Annotated in this window: 12 protein-coding genes; 2 read left to right on the top strand and 10 right to left on the bottom strand. The window is 44.9% G+C overall.

Going from position 1 to position 19,637, the window contains the following annotated elements:
- Window positions 1-19 precede the first annotated feature (19 nt).
- The 6 genes from B0I27_RS12910 to B0I27_RS12885 form a co-directional block, all read right to left on the bottom strand.
- Window positions 20-1,468, bottom strand: coding sequence for a RagB/SusD family nutrient uptake outer membrane protein (locus B0I27_RS12910; RefSeq protein ID WP_245925508.1), 1,449 nt, complete (start codon window positions 1,466-1,468; stop codon window positions 20-22).
- 20 nt (window positions 1,469-1,488) lie between these two features.
- On the bottom strand, window positions 1,489-4,767 hold the full coding sequence (locus B0I27_RS12905) for a SusC/RagA family TonB-linked outer membrane protein (RefSeq protein ID WP_106293991.1): 3,279 nt from the start codon (window positions 4,765-4,767) through the stop codon (window positions 1,489-1,491).
- A gap of 600 nt (window positions 4,768-5,367) precedes the next feature.
- The gene (locus B0I27_RS12900) at window positions 5,368-6,408 is read right to left on the bottom strand and encodes a flavin reductase family protein (protein WP_106293989.1); all 1,041 of its coding nucleotides are present in this window, start codon (window positions 6,406-6,408) and stop codon (window positions 5,368-5,370) included.
- Between the two features lie 189 nt (window positions 6,409-6,597).
- Window positions 6,598-9,375 carry a glycosyl hydrolase gene (locus B0I27_RS12895; RefSeq protein ID WP_106293987.1) on the bottom strand — a complete coding sequence of 926 codons (2,778 nt, stop codon included), beginning with the start codon at window positions 9,373-9,375 and terminating at the stop codon, window positions 6,598-6,600.
- A 43-nt stretch (window positions 9,376-9,418) separates the two neighbouring features.
- A complete protein-coding gene (locus B0I27_RS12890) occupies window positions 9,419-10,561 on the bottom strand; it encodes a glycoside hydrolase family 88/105 protein (protein WP_106293985.1) in 1,143 nt (380 codons plus the stop codon).
- Window positions 10,562-10,575: 14 nt separating this feature from the next.
- Complete coding sequence (locus B0I27_RS12885; RefSeq protein WP_106293983.1) at window positions 10,576-11,310, bottom strand: rhamnogalacturonan acetylesterase; 735 nt, start codon at window positions 11,308-11,310, stop codon at window positions 10,576-10,578.
- 476 nt (window positions 11,311-11,786) lie between these two features.
- Between B0I27_RS12885 and B0I27_RS12875 the strand changes: the two genes are divergently transcribed.
- Complete coding sequence (locus B0I27_RS12875; RefSeq protein WP_106293979.1) at window positions 11,787-12,518, top strand: sulfite exporter TauE/SafE family protein; 732 nt, start codon at window positions 11,787-11,789, stop codon at window positions 12,516-12,518.
- 115 nt (window positions 12,519-12,633) lie between these two features.
- Entirely contained in the window at window positions 12,634-14,220 is a 1,587-nt protein-coding gene (locus B0I27_RS12870) for a glycoside hydrolase family 43 protein (RefSeq protein ID WP_219905021.1), read from the top strand.
- 39 nt (window positions 14,221-14,259) lie between these two features.
- Here B0I27_RS12870 and B0I27_RS12865 read toward each other — a convergent pair whose 3' ends face one another.
- The 4 genes from B0I27_RS12865 to B0I27_RS12850 form a co-directional block, all read right to left on the bottom strand.
- On the bottom strand, window positions 14,260-14,937 hold the full coding sequence (locus B0I27_RS12865) for a head GIN domain-containing protein (protein WP_106293975.1): 678 nt from the start codon (window positions 14,935-14,937) through the stop codon (window positions 14,260-14,262).
- Complete coding sequence (locus tag B0I27_RS12860; RefSeq protein ID WP_106293973.1) at window positions 14,937-15,680, bottom strand: EcsC family protein; 744 nt, start codon at window positions 15,678-15,680, stop codon at window positions 14,937-14,939. Before B0I27_RS12860 ends, B0I27_RS12865 begins: the two co-directional genes overlap by 1 nt.
- Before the next feature lie 74 nt (window positions 15,681-15,754).
- Window positions 15,755-17,662 (bottom strand): DUF3857 domain-containing protein, encoded by a 1,908-nt coding sequence (locus tag B0I27_RS12855; RefSeq protein ID WP_106293971.1) that lies wholly within the window; start codon window positions 17,660-17,662, stop codon window positions 15,755-15,757.
- Window positions 17,662-19,635 carry a DUF3857 domain-containing protein gene (locus tag B0I27_RS12850; protein WP_106293969.1) on the bottom strand — a complete coding sequence of 658 codons (1,974 nt, stop codon included), beginning with the start codon at window positions 19,633-19,635 and terminating at the stop codon, window positions 17,662-17,664. The genes B0I27_RS12855 and B0I27_RS12850 overlap by 1 nt, the downstream gene beginning before the upstream one ends.
- Window positions 19,636-19,637: the final 2 nt, after the last annotated feature.

Below are 19,637 nucleotides of genomic sequence, written 5' to 3'. Positions count from 1 at the left end.
ATGAATGGATAATTTGTTGCTATAAGTCGTTATTTGCTGAGATCTCTGCGTTCGGGATCGGGAAAATATACTCAGGCTGGCCAGGAGAAATTGACGGTGCTGTACCTTTGGACGGAATTGGAAGCAAATTTCTTAACAAATCATTAGATCGTAAGCCTTCACCGAGGAACTCAATTCTGCGCTCTATAAGGATGGTATTAACCAGTGCTTCCCCGCTGGAAATCGCGGAAGCGGGAAAGCTATACCCTGCGTCTGATCGTTGTCTCACAGCCGTAAGCAACTCTGCTCCTTTGGCAAGATTGCCGGATTTAGCAGCTGCCTCTGCATAATTGAGGAGAACTTCTGAATATCTTAATACCGGCACATAGTCCAGAAATGTTGGATGCATGTACTTGGTCAAATAAGTACCACTGGTGTTAGTCCTGAACATGGTTTTTCTCGCATCTGTACTTCTCCAGGTTGGGTCTCCAAAGATTCCCATGGGGTTCATGCTATATTCCTGATTGGTATTGAACTCGTAACCTAACGAACTTTGACCGGATACATAGTCAAGAGCGGTCATGGGCATAGAAAGGATTGATTCTGTAGTCGTATAGTCTGACCGGAAGACGGTCAGAATGCTCGGCTGAAGCTGATGAGCAACTCCGGTTGCTGACCTGAAAGGTGCTGCTTCCGGAACGATTTTCTGTGCTTCCTGAATAACCCTGTCGTTCATTCCCATGGTGAGGTAAACCCTTGTCTTAAGCGCAATGGCGGTATTTTTGTGCGCCCTCGTTGTATTGAGCAGCGCTGAGCTATATGTAAGTGGCAGACTCGCTTCAGCTTCATCGAGATCCTTCAGGATTTGAGTGTATATCTCTGCTACAGTACTGCTCGGCAAACTATTGTTAGCAGAAGTCATCTGTCCGGACAGACGCAGAGGAATGCCAGATGAGGCGCCTCCATCCTTCACATAAGGCTGACCGTAGAACGTAATCAGGCTATAGTAAGATAGTGCCCGTACAAATTTTGCCTCTGCAATATATTGTGCCTTTATCTCTGCGGATACGACATCGGGGTTCGCTGCAAGTCCGTCAATCAGAAGATTGGATAGATTGATTGCTGCGTAGGCCGAGCTCCAAGTTGTTAATGCATCATTGGAACCTGAGTTAATAGTATGGTTCCATGCATCGTAACCTGTAAAGATATTATTCAGACGATTAAGAAACTCTTCCCCGCGGATATCGCTCAGCATCGGGTAGCGGCCGCCTAGGAAATTCCCGTGTTTCAGCGACTTGTATAAGCCGTTAACCTGCCCAAGTACGCGGGATGGTGTTGAGAACACCAGGTCTGCCTGAACGGACGTCTCAGGCAGAGGATTCAGCAGTTCTTTTTCATCACAGGCTGTAAGCGTGGAGCCCAATCCAACTGCCATGCAGCTTAACCTGAAGATGTATGTTTTGAATAGACCTTTATGTGTAGTTTTCATGTGAAATGATTTAATGGGATCTAAAAACCGATGTTGACTCCGAAAGTGAATGTTCTTCCCTGAGGCACTGAATTCTTGTCAACTCCGGGAGTGGTGTTCGTATTTCCGTTCACTGAGATATCCGGGTCCTGACCGCTGTATTTGGTAATCAGAAATGCATTGAACACCTGCGTATATAGCCTTACAGAACTTATTCCCGACTTGCCGAGTACCTTTGCTGGTATGCGATACCCTAGAGACGCGGTTTGCAGTCTGATAAAATCGGCCTTTTCTACGTTCTCGGATATCGGGAAAGAAGAACCGTTCGACAGAAGATCCCCGATGACCACGCGCGGGATGTCGGTATTCTGACCTGGCGTAGTCCAACGTTCCAAAACCTCCGTTGTATTGTTCCAGAAGCGCTGATCCCTCCAGGTTCCTTTGGTTCCATTCTGGATGTAGTTACCACCTGAATAGGTAAAGCTGATGCCCAGATCGAAGTTTTTGTATTTGAATGTATTGTTAAAGCCTCCGTAAAAGGTCGGAAGTGCGTTTCCAAGCAGGGCGTAATCATTAACACTTATCGCCGCAGCAGTTGTTCCGTCAAGATACGTCCAGCGACTCTGACCGGATGGCACAGAATGACTGTACTGGATCCTTTCGCCTGCCTTATTGATAAAAATACGCTGTCCGTTTTCAGGGTTGACACCATCTGTCACCGCTCCATACAGACTACCTACCGAATAACCTACGCGGGTAATGTTAGTAGTTTCGGAGGCGGTAGCTGTTGTGCCCACTATTTCGGCACCTTCACCGAAAAGTTCGGTTACCTGATTTTTGTTATGCGTATAATTAAAGTTGGTATTCCAGGTAAAATCGCCCTTTTTAATTACCATGGCAGATATACCGACCTCTATACCTTTGTTGTACATAGCACCAACGTTCTGAAGAATGGCATTGCCGGGAATGCCTTTGGAAGGCGCCTGTGGCACATTCAATATCAAGCCGTCTACGTTGTTATTGTAATAGGTCAAATCCACAGTAATCCTGTCATTCAGAAAACCCAGGTCGGCACCGATATTGGTCTGTTTACTGGTTTCCCAACCTAACTCCTCATTTCCTCCCTGAGTAAAGGCGAATGTCGGAACAGACCCGTAAAGACCCGATTCATAAAGAGATAGTGATCCGTAGTTATTTGTCAGGTTCCCATTACCCACCTTACCCCAGCTTGCTCTAAACCTTACATTGTTCATAATATCTGAAAGTCCTGATGACTTATAGAACTCCTCCTGAGACAAGGACCATCCTCCTGAAACACCTCCGAAATCGCCGTACTTCTTACCGGCACCCAGAGCTGAGTTACCATCGCGGCGGTAGTTGAGCGTGATGAAGTACTTTTTATCAAAGTCATAGCTTAACCTTCCGAACACCGAAGCAAATGCTTTTTCACTTAGGGAATTATTACCCGTTCCCGGAATAATATTGAGATATGAACCCTGATAACTATCAAAGAAAGTATCTGCTAGTCCGGTTCGCTGTGCTCCCCATGAGGAGTTATTGAATTTTTGAACATCATAACCGGCCAGAAAAGAAAGGTTATGAAGCTCTGCAAAGCTCTTTTGATAAGACAATGTTTGTGTAAGGTTCCAATTGTCGATTAAGATACTGTTGTTGTTCGCTTGTCCCCCTGCAGCAAAACCTGGCCCGTGAGTTGCACTATCGAAAGCTTTATTCTCGATTTTAAAACGGTCGATGCCATAGCTAAGCTTGTACACAAGATTCTTTGCCAGGTTGACATCGACCGAGAAGTTTCCGATAATCCTGTCGTTCTCCGACGAATAGTTATTGTATTCCAGAAGAGCTGCGGGGTTAAAAAAGTTGCTCGATACGGTATTATTACCCATACCCAGTGTGTTGGTGGCGCTCATGTTATAGGAACCGTCCGGATTCTGTGCATACACGTTAGGAGCTGACAAGGTTGCTAACCGAGCTATCGCTGTCAGCTGAAATGCGTTTCCTTCCAGCGATCCCGTTTGAGGCGAAGCATTCAGACTGTTATTGTAATTGATATTAGCACTCAGTTTCACCCACGACAATAACTTGTGATCGACATTAAAGCGTGCAGACTTTCTTGTAAACTCATTGGTTTTGAGGATACCCTTCTGATTACTGTAATTAGTTGAGAAATAATACTTTGTTGATTCTGAACCACCAGAGACGTTCAAACTATGATTTTGAGAGACGCCTGTCTGATACACCTCGTCAAACCAGTCTGTATTTACCAACGATCCATCTTCATTATAAGTGGGAAAGAAGGAAGCGGAAGGAACCGATGCGTTATTTTGATTATTCGATAGCATCTTTGAGTTCAGCACAGCTTCATTCTTGATTTCCATGAATTGCCCGGCATCCAGCAGATCAGGTAAACGCGTGGCGTTTGTCATACCTGCCCAACCTTCATAGTTCACTTTTGGCTTACCGGACTTTCCGCTTTTCGTTGTAACCAGAATCACGCCGGCCGCGGCACGTGATCCGTATATTGCAGTCGAGGCAGCATCTTTAAGGACGTTTATCGACTCAATATCTGCAGGGTTTATATCACCCAGGGGATTGTTAGCTACTTGTGAGTTACCAGAACTGTTTCCTGTATTAATAGGAACCCCGTCTACAACAATGAGTGGGTAGGAACTCAGAGAGATCGAGTTAATACCGCGAATTCTAATTACCGGTGCATTATTCAAGACTCCGTTTGGCTGGGCAATACTTACGCCTGTCGCCTTGCCCGCCAATCCCTGGTCAAAACTTTGAACGGGCACATCTTTTAGTGCTTCACCAGATACCCTGGCCGCAGAACCTGTGAACTCTTCCTTAGTCTGCGTACCATAACCTACAACCACTACGTCGTTAAGCATTTTCGAATCAGGCTTCAGTGCAACTTTAAGAGCGCCCTTGTTTCCCACAGAGACCTCCTGGGAAACATACCCGATGTAGGCAAATATTAGTGTGGCTTTAGGATCGTCAACAGAGATAGAGAACTTGCCGTTTAGGTCAGTAATGGTGCCGCTGGTAGTTCCTTTCACTTTGATTGATACTCCGGGTAGCGTCTCACCTTTTTCGTCTGTCACAACGCCCGTAATCTTCAAAGGCGGACGGCTTGGAAGAATTGCAGGGCTTGATATGTGTACAGAAAAAGGTTTAGCAGCTGAAGATAAGACGGGCTGGGCAGTGATTAGAAGACAGACTGCTAAGGATGACAGCTTACCCGTTGACGCGAGAACATACCTGTAGTATTTAACTCTATGAAATAGAGATTTTTTCATAATTTTGTTGCGTTAGGTGTTAAAGTAATTTTCGTGTAAGAACGCCATCAGGTTCCGAGGCCCGGCATCTTACAGATCTGATGCTTTACATTTGCTTTCCCTTCTGGTCTGGTTTACCTGGCCAGAAGGTCTCTTCTTTTTAATCCATACCTTTTTCCTTATTAATTTGTTATACGTTCTAATGAGCGCTTACATGTTTTTCAGTTGATAGCACTTTCACCAGCTTAACGCCCATTTGCTGATTTTCTCCTTCTATTTTAATACATATACCTTTTCTTACGAGAACACTCCGTAAAGTGAAGCTATTTCTATCTGATCAATTACTTATTACCTAAATATATTGAATTATTCGTATACAAATAACTATTTATTTAAATTTTCTTCAATTTAGAACGATTTTATCCACTTATTTTTCAATAAAACAGAATAATACAGACTATTATTTTGAAACAGTGCAATATTAAAGCGATATAGTATTGAAATAAGATTTAAAACCAAAATTTCATGCAACAAATCCTCCGATAAGCCTACAAACTCGTGAATTCAGAAAGATTCTATTGATTTTTTCCGAGGCTTATGTGAAATTCGATAGAAAGATTCCTAAATGACTACTTCTACGTCGCCCTTAATTGGATAGCTTTGACAAAGCAGGATCTGCCCCAAGGCAACCTCTTCGTCTGTGAGCACCTCATTATAGGCCATCCAAACCTGTCCCGATTTACATAACGCAAGACAACTGCCGCATCTTCCGGTCTCACAACTGTAGGGCAAATTAATATTCCGTGACTTTGCTGCGCTTAATATGGTATGCGGAAACTGCACAGAGATAACGCGCTTTTGCCCCCGAAAAAGAATAGTGACTTGATGAGGCGAGGTGTCTTCAGGGATAGGGACTACCTGTCTGGGCTCGCTGCTGAAGCTCTCTTTAAATATATTACCTGGAGGAATATTTCCGAGTAACGCTATATTCACCATTCTCATGTAGTCCAGAGGACCACACAAATAAAAAAATGCATCTTTGTTATCTACCTTAAGATACCGTTCGAGGAGTTGCTGAAGAAGCCAGCTACTGAGTCTGCTATGATAAAGGTCCAACTTGTAGCTAAATAAGAAGTGGATCTTGAAACGATCGGCGAATTCCCTCTGCAAATTTTCCAGTTGGTCGAGGAATAAGGCATCTGCTTCACTTTTATTACTATAAATAAGGACGACTTTACTACTATGCTGCTTAAGTACTCGCTTCAGAAGGGAGAAGCAGGGAGTAATACCGCTTCCAGCCGCAAGAAAAAAGAACTGATTGGAAGCGTTAAAATTACCAGGCAATACGAAGAGACCGTTTATTCCCGAGGTATAGAGCATATCTCCGATTTTAGCATTCATCAGTAGCAGTCGGGAGAACTCACCATTGTCCACTTTCTTAACGGTAATGGAAAGAGGTTCGTTTAACGAAGGAGACGAGGAAATGGAGTAAGACCGCCGCTTCTCGCCATGCCTGGTATAAAAAACCAGGGTAAGAAACTGACCTTCTTTGTATGTTGGCTGCCAACCCTCCAAAGGTTCCAGAACGAACGTTTTTGCAACCTTCGTCTCGGATATAATCCGCAGGATCTTAACTTGCTTTATAAGTGAATTGGATGCCATACGCCGGATGATTAGTTGATACTATCTAACTATCCAGACAGCAACATTGTTGGATAAAAGTGCCTATTCAATTCGCAACACACTGATTTAAAATAAAAAAGAGCAGGATCTCTGCTCTTTTTTATTTTAAACGCCATGGCAACCAGTTCTTCACCAGGTATGCGGCTCAGCCGGCTTGTTTGTTTGTAGCTAATACGGTGTGATAACAACCGGTCCTGCAAGACCCGAAGGCTGGATCTTCCAGTTCGAAGCATCAAGCGGCTTGTAGTTGATATCTACAATATTGATATCATGGAACTTCTTCCACTCAATTCCTTTTTGATCCATGTAGCGAATTCGGTTCGCCATGAGGTTTGTTACTTCCACACGAATGGTATTCTTACCAGGACGCAGATATTTTCCGATCCTCGCTTGGTAAGGAATACTCCATAAAATTCCTGCGTCCTGTCCGTTTACCCATACTCTTGCACTCTCATTTACCTTACCCAGATCCAGAATATATTCGGATGCCTTTCTTTTGGGCAACTTGAAGGTAACACTGTACTCCCCAGCCCCAGAGAAATTGTCCATATCGGTATCGCCAAACGTCGTCCAGTCTGCCGGCTTATCCAAGCTTTTATCCGCGGGAAGTACCGGACCTCCGTTAGAAAAATGCAACCGCCATTTCCCTTCTACTGGAATCGAAGGCAGTGCACTGTCAAGATACACCCAAGGCTTGATATCAGTCAGCACCTCTGAAGAAGCTCTAATAATCATCGCTTCGCCGGGCTGCATCTGCACTTTGACCTTTATGCCACTGCCTTCAGATGTGAATGACGCAGATCCTGTATAACCGCTTTGCGGGTCCATGAGGACTACAGATTTCGCTCCGACATTCAATGGCAGATCCTGATTCACCACCTTAGCTGTATGATTTACCAGATAATAGTATTTGCTTGTTCCGTCTTGTCTGCGAATAAAACCTAAGCCTGAATCAGTTACTGCTTCTCTTTGTATTCCCTCCATGACCAAGGCCTTTTGAAAATCCTCTGACACTATAACTTTACCTTTTCCCAGGATCATTTTCCTGACGCCATTTCCTGAGTCTGCGAAAGACAAGCTTGATAAGATATCTTTTAACAAGGCCTTTCTTTTATCCAGCTCTCCAAGTCCTGGTACATCGGCTGGCAACTTCTGAAATATTACGGTCGCGCCATCTTTGGCCAACGACAACATTTGCTGTAAAGTTTCAACTGGCATCATTTCAGACTGTGGTACCACGAGCACCCTGTAAGGCGAGGCATTTTCAGCGGTACGGATCATACCCCCGATGGCAGACGCCTTCTTCAGCAACAGATCTGAAACAAAATCAAGTGAATAACCCGCAGTCTGCAGAGCTTTTACATTTTTATAAAACGGCGTTGGATGCAACCACTCGTCGATATCATGAACCTTAAAAGGCATATCCTTTCCTTTGGCATTATTCCAGGCATCAAAAACCGGCCAGTACATCAGGATCTCGTTATCAGATTTCCCTGACTGCAAGACGGACTGAACCCTTGTAATATAGGAAGTAAGTCCCGGCATATGCTGCCAGAAGCTGTTCGCCGGTGTAAAATCAACCGAAGCGTAGAACAACCATCCTGGCCATGCGGCCTTCGGCGGAGAATAGGTCGTACCGTGAAAGAACACGTGATTAATACCTGATAAGAATACCTGCTCCACTTCCGGCTTACACTGAGACAGGGATGTCTTGAAATGCTCTGTCAGCCAGGTAAAGGTTTCGCAGGATACCAGGTTATGACCTGCGACATGAGCTGCTGAAGAAGCAAACTTCAGCATGACAGGATCGGGGTCAACGTTGCGGATATCTGCACTATCTCTCCTCAGACCCGGAATCGGGAAATAGCTGGAACCGAAGGTCTCACATTCAGGGATGTCTACGGCAGCATACAGGTCCAGCAGATTGCCCGGTGAGCCATGCGCCTGATTTCTGGTAATGCCTTTGTGCTTGCGTGCCCAGCTCGTCCAGGGCTCCGTGAAGTTAGCCAGGAGCATTTCAGACATCGTTTCCCTATAGTCAGATTTCAGTCTGGCCTGATGGGTCGTGGCTTCCTTACTAATAAACTCTCTGATAAACGGCCTGAAATCGTAGCCTCTGTTCTTTTGGAACAATGCTAGAAATTCTTCAGACCAGTCTGCTCCATAAACTTCATAACTATCGTTATAAAATGCCCTGACATTCGGTGACGAACCTTCAAAGGCGTCGTCAAACCGCTTAAGATAGGTATTCAGAGCGTTATGCGAAAAATGGTTCAAGGTATATCCTTCGCCTCCGGGAGAGGAGCGCTTGACCATTTGCCTTGTTTTGCCATTGAATACTGCATATAGCTCCCAGCTACCTGATTTAGGAGACCAGTTGAGGGTGCCGTCTGCGCTGACCTTATCGGCGATTTGTAGTACCTCGCCCTTATCGCCATATGCAGTAAGGAACTGCAAGGGTGCGGATTCCTGCCGGGGTTCTTTTACTTTTACTTTTTCCGCAAGCTTCGCACCTCCCTTTAACTCGTATGATTGCACGATTAACTTGGACGCTGCTTCATCGAGACTGATCTGAGGTCCCCCAAACGGCCAACCGGTTCCGTTTGTAAGATCTACACCCATACCCAACGACTCCGCTGTGCCTACAGTCGTATTGAGCATCTTCATCCATTGGGGCGTCAGGTAGGAAATATACTTTTCTTCCATTCCTTTCACTCCGTAAATAGGTGCAATCTCTACACCGCCCAGACCAGCTTGTTGGAAAGATGTTAACGAGGTCTTTATATCGGCCTCGCTTACCGCATTCCCCATCCACCACCAGCGGGTCCATGGCTTCATCTCTTTTTTGACGACTGGCCAACCGGCGGTTTGAGCCTTAAGTCCGGAGCCTGCCAGAAACATCGTTCCAAATATGGCAGCTGTTAAAAATCCTTTTCTTCCGTTCATGAGCGTTTAACGTGCAGGTTTATAATTTTTTCTAACGCCTAAGCTATTTTTTCAGCTTATAAACTTCTGTACCTGCCAGCAGGAAACAACCGAGACCGTAATCTTCGAAATCTGGCTTGCTGGTATAAGTAACCGGCTGACCGTCTTTTGGCTCCTTACCCGTTCCTTGCACATAACCCAGGAATCCATTCGGATGAACGGATTCTTTAGCCATTGCATTCCAGCCTCTGGTCAACGGCTGCAGGTATGTCGCTTTGTCAAGAATCCCGTGGTTTATACCCCAGGCCATACCATACACAAACAATGCAGTACCTGTGGTTTCCTTGCCTCCGAAGTGGTTCGGATCATGTAAGCTAACATTCCAGAAACCATCTGAACGCTGCACCGGAAGTACCGCTGCCATCAGATCTTTATAGTCCTGTAAATACTCGTTGTAATGAGGATCTGACTTTGGTAGCATTTCCAAAGTACGCGCAAGAGCGGCTACAACCCATCCGTTTCCTCTCGACCAGTAGCAATCTTCTCCGTTCGGTTCCTTGTAAGGAGCTACGAAATCCTTGTCTCTCCACCATAATTTATCAGCCTGATTGTACAGTCCGTTGCCACCATGTTTGTGCTTCGTGTAGCTGTACAGGTCGTACATCTTATCGAAATAGGTATTATCGTTATATAACACTCCAAGACGGGTGAAAACAGGCATGGCCATCTGGAAAGCGTCGATCCACCACCAGTCGTCATTCTTCTCGCTTTTAACCATCAGGTCTATGCTTTCTTTGATATCCTTGATACGTTCAGGTTGCTTATCCATCAGGTACAGATCAATATAAGTTTGACCGGCTGTGTGGTTGTCGGCATGACGGGTCTTAACGGTTCCCGCAAGTCCCCAGTTATGCTTTTCGCCCCATTGAACTGCATAATCATAATAAGCTTTCTTTTTGTCGATAGCATGAAGCGCCATAAGTCCTTCATAGTAAACCCCTCTTGTCCAGATATTACTAGGCCGGGCCTTATTGGTTACTATAATTTTTCCGGCGTCGGGCCATTTATCCATGAAGTATTGATTGGTTAATCGCATCTGCTTCAAAATTTGCTTCTTTTTAGGAAGCGTCTGTGCGGATGACTGAAGGATAAAGCAAACAAAGAGTATGGGAAGGATAAGAAATTTCCCCGAAATAGGCTTATTCATATTGATTCAATAATTTAATTTTTCGATTTATTTAAATAGTGGTTTAGTGAAAATCCAGGTGTGCCTCTTAGACCATCTACAACTGCCGCAGCGTTTACTTTTGCGCCTTCCATATTGGTATGTGTGTGATCTGCCGGGAACATCTTTCTTACCCGGTCTTCCCCCAAGGCATCGTACTTTTCAGAAATAAGCAGATTGAGATCGATATAGTGTGCGCCAGCTGTTCTGGCCGTTTCCTCAGCTAATTTGCTGTAACCTTCTCCCCCACGCTTCACCTTTCCATCGGTCCAGTTACTTCTTGGAACGGGCGAACAAACAATAGGTATCGCGCCTTTCTCCCGGGCTTCGATTATGAACCTGGACATATACCAGCCATAAGTATGGACAACTTCCTGTTGCTTCGTAATGGGGTTGTAAATTTCTCTGACCTCATCACCGGTAGATTTGATAGTTCCCCGGGCACGCGCTGTATCGTCAAGCGGACTACCGTCGTTGTGGCCGAACTGCATGATCACGTAATCACCAGGTTTTATCTTGTCGAGGACCTTAGTCCACAATCCCCTCGTTCTGAAGGTGCGGCTGCTGGTACCACCCAGAGCATGGTTTTCCACGTTAATACGCGTTGAATCAAAGTAATCGCTTATAAAACTACCCCAGCCCCACTGGTTTCCGCCACCATTCCCCTGGCCGTTTTTTACGGTAGAGTCGCCGATCAGAAACAATGTTGGTTTATCAGAGGGCCTCATCATAACAAATGAGGAAAAAACAGCTATCGTTAAAAACAGGCAGGTGTTGTAAAATGATTTCCTTTTCAATGTCTATCCTTTTTGGTTATCAATATGTATTCAAGGCCTGTGGTCATCAGAATGAAGAACTGATTGTAACAGTTTTTTTTCAAAAACTCGTTAGCTGCTTCAGTGCTCCAAACCTATTGAAGAAGAACAGGCGATTAAAAACAGTAATCGCTGATCCGATCTTATGCACAGCACCTATGTCTATTGTGTTTATAATAAGTAAGTTAAAAATAACTGGTTCAAAAATTAGTCTATAGCCAGAGGCAAATGAACTAATCTTATGCTATCTTACAACCTTATTACCATTTCTGCAACCCGTAGCATCCTGTATATCCATGCAGGTGAATAAAACAGAATGATAATTCGGCCGTTGTCTGGAAACGTAATCTGCATTGCATCTCCGGCTTAAACCGCAAACTTCAGCAAAACAAATGAGTCTAGACATCGTCATCGCACTATCATTGCTCCTCATCGGCTTCCTGTATTCATCTGTAGGACATGGCGGCGCGAGCGGATATATAGCAGTCTTGTCCTTATTTGCAGTTCCCGTGGACACTTATAAACCAATGATTCTAATCTTGAATATAGTAGTGGCCGGAGTGGCGTTTTACCAATTCAGGAAAGCGGGATTTTTTAAATGGGAAATATGCCGCCCTTTCCTTTTCACATCGGTTCCGGCTGCATTTATCGGGTCGCGGTTTCCTTTACAGGGTGAACTCTACAACCTGCTTCTGGGCCTCGCCTTGGTTGTTCCTATTATAAAACTATTGGGGGTAATACCATCCGACTCAGAGCATAAAAGAGTGATACCTGTTGTAGCGCCGCTTATCTGGGGCGCGGTGCTTGGTTTATTGTCGGGGATGTTAAATATCGGTGGAGGAATCTTTCTGAGTCCGGTTCTCATCCTTCTGTCGTGGGCGAATGCTAAAGAGGCAGCGGCAGCATCGGCTCTTTTCATTGTTCTCAACTCTCTTGGCGGCCTGCTCGGCAGCTCAGATCCGATAAGCATAAGCCCCTCAGCGGCAGTATGGTTTTCAAGTGCTGCAGCCGGGGGATTTCTGGGGTCGTATATCGGAAGTCAGCGACTTCCTCAAGTTACTATACGCTATCTGTTGACCGCCGTTTTGGCGATCGCTTCTTGTAAGCTGATCTTCTTTATGTAAACATCTTATCGAATTACTCAACAGCACACTTGCTTCCTGAAAATATTGTTCGTTTTTTTATACTCGAAAGCCGACCAATTCCGTCAACCGTTTTAAACCTGCTAACCATTATAACATGTACAAACGTTTTTTCATAACTGCTCTCTTTTGCTGGTTCTCCATCTGCATGAATGCTCAGGTCTGGATACCCGACAATGGAAACGGAACATATAAAAACCCGATCATCCACGCAGATTACTCAGATCCCGACGTTATCCGTGTCGGTGACGACTATTACATGGTTGCTTCGAGCTTCAACACCCAGCCGGGAATCCCGGTTCTGCATTCCAAAGACCTGGTCAACTGGACCATCATCAATCATGTATATGACCGCCTGCCCCTCCAGAGATATGAAAAAATGCAACCTGGTCAGGGATCATGGGCACCTGCAATAAGACATCACAACGGTCTCTTCTATGTATACTTCTGTACACCCGAAGACGGATTATTTGTTGCCACTGCAACAAATCCGAGAGATAAATGGTCGTTAACCCATGTTCAGGATGTAGCGAACTGGGAGGACCCCTGTCCTTTTTGGGATGAGGACGGACAGGCTTACCTGCTCCGAGGCAAAGTAGGTGCTGGCCCTGCCATACTTCATAAGATGTCGGCCGACGGAAAAAAGCTGCTTGACAATGGAAGATTGATTTATGAGGATCTAAAAAAACAACCTGTTCTGGAAGGCTTCAAGTTCATGGAAAAACGCGATGGGTATTATTATTTTGCTGCACCTGCTGGTGGAGTCGCCACCGGGTGGCAATCTGTCTTTCGCTCCAAAAATATCTATGGCCCTTACGAAGATAAGATTGTCCTTCAACAGGGCAATACCTCCGTAAATGGTCCTCACCAGGGAGGATTGGTAGAAACACAGACGGGCGAATGGTGGTTCATTCATTTCCAGGATAAGGGCGTGTACGGACGCATTGCACATCTGCAGCCGGTTACCTGGAAAGACGGATGGCCCGTTATGGGCAACGATCCTGATGGTGATGGCATTGGCGAGCCCGTAATGAGCTATAAGAAGCCAAACGTCGGAAAGACATTTCCTCCGGCTGTCCCTCAAACATCCGACGAATTTAACTCTCCGAAACTTGGACTGCAATGGCAATGGCAGGCTGCACCGAAAAAAGAATGGTTCGATCTCAGCGTATCAAAAGGCAACATACGTCTGTATACGGTTTCTAACCCTACGGATAGTGCAAGCTTGTTTTATGCTCCCAATCTCTTACTTCAGAAAGTCAGCGCACCAGCCTTTACCGCTACAACTAAGCTGGAGTTTCATCCTGAAAACACGGGTGACCGAGCCGGAATAACTATAACCGGAAATTACTATACGTTTCTCTGTATTGAAAAAACCGGGAGCGGGAATGCGCTGGTGATATATGAGGCTGTAAGAGAGAACAGAAAATTCCTTGCACCTAAAGTCCTGGTGAGTATACCCTTTAAATCGAACAGAGTATGGCTGCAGGTAAGCATGAGCGACAAGGAAATGTGCCGTTACAGCTATAGCGTAGACGGAAAAAACTTCACAAATATAGGATCAGAATACCGGACGGACAAAGGTACATGGATCGGGGCCAAAGTAGGAATTGCAAGTCTCAATCCTCATTTGCTACCCTCAAAAGGATATGCTGATTTTGACTACTTCAAAGTCTCTCCATAATCTTCAATTAAGAAACAGGTGAGCACTCACCTGTTTCTTCTATAACCTTTTTACTTGTCCGGATCCATTAATGTCGCTTTTCACTCTTGGAGAACCTTTGTAATAAACAGTTCCACTACCGTTGATCCTTACGTCCAGTTCCTCCTCAGCATGGACGTAGGTATCGCCGCTACCCGAAATGGTAACCTCAGAACGCACAGATTGAAGGTTCGATAGTTCAGCCTTTCCAGAGCCCGAGATGTCCACCTCAAGTGATACGCAGCTAAAGTTTTCACTAATATTGATGTCCCCTGAGCCATTAATAGTCACGATAAACTGCTTAGCCTCGGGAAACCGCCCTTTAACATCCATATCCCCGCTACCGCTTAGCGTCAAACCATTTAAAACAGGTAGTGTTACAAACACCTCCACATCATCGTCGTCTACATTAACATCGTCTTTATATCTCAGCGTAAGGCTTTCCCCCTCAATCTTCGTTTCATACGCTTGGATTAAGTTGGAAGAGCCTTTTAGTTCAATTTTAAAATTATCGCCGTAAACAACATGAACCGTATTCGCACCACCGGCTTCTATCCGTTCAAATCCTGAGATGTCTCTCGTCTCAGAAATAATATTATTGTTGGCTACCAATCGTTCTCCATTACAGGAATGGAAAGCGAAAGCAATGATTAACAGTAGACCTGCAGCGAGGCCCTTTGTAAATAGGTTTGTTTTCATCAGGTTTGTTTTATAATGGTCAATGGAGATATTTTTCGCATACGGTAGCAGTTCATTGCAGTATCCCCCAACTGGGCGACAAGCTTATAGTTAGCCACGGCACCCACGGCTGCTCCGATCACAGGAACCAGTTGTGCCATCTTCGCCAGGTCGATATAATCTCGATATTCCTGTTGAAATGTCCGCCAGTTAAACTCCTCAACATCATTGGGCAATGAACTGCTATAGCCTTGCCAGCGTTCAATGATTTCGTACACTTCATTCCTTCGCTGCTGACTCGAGAAAGCCAACTGAAAAATGTAAAGGAGATATAACCTTTCTTTATAGTCTCTCACATCAAAGCCGTACAACGCTGCTATCTCAAATAACATTTTCAACTTTATGCCTAAGAGAATAGGAAAGTCAGCCAAACCTAACAGTATGCCGCCCGCACCGGTCACTGCCCCTTCTACAGTAGCTGTCTTCTGATAAAATGCAATTTTTTGTTTGACGTATGACTCTCGTAGAAATAGAGAGGAGCTTTCATCTATTTTGGTGAATGTTGTATGTTTAGAGCCAAAAAGAACACCCTTGACCATTTTTTCAATAGTCACTGTGATCGCATTATGGGCCTTTTCAGGAATGAGTCCGTTAATTTTATTCTGAATATGTTTGGAGAGCCGGTTACCTAAGGATGGCTTCCTTCTCATCTTATACTGCCAGAACTGCAGCATTAAACCGGCTTCTTCCTCATATTTTCCCATAAGCTAATATAAGGATATTCACAAAATCATTACCGCACAATATCCCGACAGAATCCTCCACATCGATAAGTGGCCTATTTGTTTCGGATCAAGATCAGGTTGGTGCGGTCTGACTCATAAACCCTTTGGTAAAAGTCAACGAGTTTGGCGTATGTTTCTGCAGGATATACGCCTTCGTTCAAGCGAAGCCTCCTTTTGTATACCAGTGTATTATCTGTCAGACTAATTTCAGCACTAAATTCACCAAAATCAGTTTTCAGCCTCTGGTCCGACGGTCTGGATTCCAAGCGATAACCCGCAGGCAATGAATAAACAAGCTCGTCAGAATCAATATAACCACGACTGATATACACGGGTTTTTGCCGATTAACTACCTCCCTGAGGCCCCTGCCCCTGTTAATTACATTAAGAGATAAGGTATAGCGCCCGCCATTGATCAACGCATAATCCCGCGCATGGAATTCGAGACTTTCAGTGGCGTTCGGACTATTTCCCTTGTTCTGCTGAAGATCAAACGATCGTATTTCCAGATTGTTTAGCGGGTAAATTTCCCTCAGCATCTTCACTTGTTCCTTCAAAGGTTCTCCAATCAACGCCTCCCTGTTATCATATTGCCAACCAGCGAAAGTCGTCGTCATCTTTCCTTTAAGTTCCCCTTCGGCACTTAACACAAAGGACCCTTTCCTCACTTGCAAATTCTCCTCTGTGCGCATCTTCGGAGTTCTTAATAGCTTTCCACCGTCCTCAGAACAAACTAAAACCAGACGGTCATCCGTGAAATCGCCCAGATAATCAAACGGAAGCGTCTTACTGGTGCAGTCGACCCATGCAGTATCCTTCTCAAAGGGAATGCACAAAATAGCATGATTGAACTGGTTCATGCTGGCGAAGTCTGGTATTGCATCGGTCTTATAGTCCCCTGCTTCCACAAGCGTGTAGTAGGATCGTATACCCGCTCCTGCCAGCAAGGCTTTCGCGTAATTCACCAGGGCCTTACAATCTCCATATCCCAGGCGGTCCACCTCAGCAGCCGGAATAGGTTCATATCCGCCGATTCCTATTTGCACACTTACATATCTCGTCTTTTGCTGTATGAACTCGTAAATCTTCCTAGCCTTTTCCCGCGGGTCTTTCAGCTCTGTTACCAGTGCACTCACCGTGGCGAGTGTCTCTTCCGGAAGATTATCTTTACCTTTCAACAGCGCTTCATTCATCCACAAACCATACTCTTTCCAATCGGTAAAAGATCCTGATACATCCTGAAATGTGAATTTTACCGGTGCCACCTTCACAGAAGGCATTACCAATGAAGGATCCTGACTGTAAGGCTCGGCTTTCAGCGCCTTCACATTTTTCACCTCCCACACATAGCTTTTTTGCCCCTTAGCATCAGTATTCACTACTACCTTCCCGGGATAGTTAAGCTCTTTAAACCTGATGCCGAAATCGGCACCGCATAGAAAAGTAAATCGCGAAAGTTCAAGAGAAACACCTTCCCCCTGAATAGCAGACCACTCCGGAAACAGCAAACTTTGCCGGGAACGGATCTCGTATTCATATTCAAGTGTAAACGGGTAGGTAATCATGGCCGGATTGAAGCGCTTCACACGGGCATCTTCAAATAAGGAATAGTTACTAGCCGCACTCTCATCCCTGAAATCCTTTGCCGAGATTTTACCTACAGGTAAACCGAACTCATTATAGATCGTCGCCTTTATGGATTTGATATTCCTGGTTTTATTATACCAGACCGCAATTTTCGCCTCAGCGTCTGCACTGCTGTTCAGGATGGTGACCGCTCTCTTATAGCGGTAATCTACCTGATTGAACGACTTTACTTCAATAGTAAGTTCCTCATTTCGCACTACCGCCCCGGCACGAACCTTCAGCTCCGAAGAAATATCACTGACAGCATAGCTCTGCTGCCCCCTCGCTCCCAGGCTGTGCCAAAAGCAGAAGAAAATGATTACAAAGACCCGCATTATTTTTTCTTGAAAATCACCTCTACCTTTTGTGTCTGCACCATCTTGTTAAATAACTCCTTTAACGCCGGATATTCATGCGCCAGGTAAATAGATTTATTTAATTGTGTCATTTGAGACACGGTTAGTTGGTTACCTTCCTGCTCCATACTCGCCATATATCTGCCGCCGCCTTCTGGGAGTGCAAGCCCGACATTTCCTGGCTTATTCGCTAATTCAAAGGTATCCGGATAGACAAGCACGACGTTCACTCTCGTGTCTGAAGGCGCTCCCCAATCCACCGGATAGGACCGCTTGTCCAGCTTAAAAGGATTCTCCTGTATAGGGTCCATAAAATAAGGGTTAAATGAAATCTGCTCCCTATTGAGGTTATCGTAAGCGTCAATTTCGACCTCATAGGTTTCCACCACCGAGTTTTCCAGGCTATCTAAATTTTTAATATCAAAATTCAGGATCTTTATTCGCGGCATCTTCTCGTCCAGATTCTCCACATATTCCTCTACCGAATTGAAGTCCTTGATCGCACTCCGCTTGTTGTAAGCTTCATACCCCTTCGAATATCCGGTAATCGTACCTTTTATTTTGCCGGTTTCCGCTAGTTCAAGCTTCAAAGAATATATCTTGCTCTCCTTTTGGGATGCCTTAAGATCAGTCCAGTACGAAGGCTTGGTAAGGCTAACGACCCGCCCCTGGTCGTTTATGCAGCGAATTGGAAGCAAGCCAAACGGCAAAAGGGGGTCGGTCGCATCAAGTAGATAGCTATTATCGCCGATATTTACCTTGGCCACTACGTAGTTAAAGTCGCTTAAAACCGGATACAACTTATTAATAATGCCGTTGTCACGCGTAGATAATAATACGGCATCTGCATCCACTCCTGCCGCTCCCAATGCAGCCAGCAGGGACAGGTTTATATCGGCCACATTGCCCGTATGATTCTCAAGCGCCTTCTTTATCCCATCTTCGCTGTAGAAATGCCTGGACTTATTCCACTTAAACGATTTTTGAATGTAAGCATATACCGCTTTCGCCTTACTGAGTTCATCAGTTGTTCCCTGCAGCACCGGCTCCAGCCGTCCCTTGAATAGATCAGTTTTCTTGATTTGTGCCCCGAACAACGTTTCTTTTTTAAGCTCCAGATCAATATCTTTCCATTCCTGGGTTACTTTACGCTTGTATCCGTTATACTCTACATAATCTGACAACTCAAAAGTGATGGCCGAGCGGAAATTGCTCGCGGCCGTCATATAATCCTCTTCAACCAGTGCCGGTATATTTTTCATAGCGAATAAGAGTTTCGAACAATCCGCCTTAACACCACCCCCAGGATTAAAGCAGTCCTTCTCAAGCTCTGCCTTATTAGTTGTCAGCGGTTGACCTCCTTTTAACGCCACGTTATAATTATATACCGCAGGTATACTGGCAATATATTCGCTATACACCTTGGGAATATCCCACTGAAAAATCCAGCTTCTGAAATTGAAAACGTAGGGAGATTCCAGCTGATAACTGTATTCGATAATACATCCATCCCTCATGTTAGGCATGGCAAATTTTACATGGTCCCAGTGCTTATTCTTATTCTCTTTATACACTTTCTTCTCGTCAAGTGGCGTCCTGCTTATATTCCCGTTCTCGTCCTGCGAAATAGTCACCGCTTTAATTTGAGAGACCGATTCAAAACGATCATTATCTGTCTTGTAAATAGGAATAATAACATCTCCCTGATCGAATCCCTTGCTGTTAAAGATTTTTATCCTGACGTGATAATCGAAGATTAAGGGAGTACGCGAGCCGCTACTGATTCTCGCGGTTCCGAACTCGCGCAAGACAACGGCATTCGCCGTGGCATCAGCAGCGTATTGTTTCTGGTCGAGCTCTTCAAGATTGTGTACTCCAAACTGGAAATCTTGGGCAAAAACGGTTAGTAAGGGTGCTAGAGACAGCAAAACACCAAGTAAAGATCCTTTCATTC

This window comes from Arcticibacter pallidicorallinus, assembly GCF_003002875.1.
Taxonomy (GTDB): domain Bacteria; phylum Bacteroidota; class Bacteroidia; order Sphingobacteriales; family Sphingobacteriaceae; genus Arcticibacter; species Arcticibacter pallidicorallinus.
This window is presented reverse-complemented; position numbering and strand designations above follow the sequence as displayed.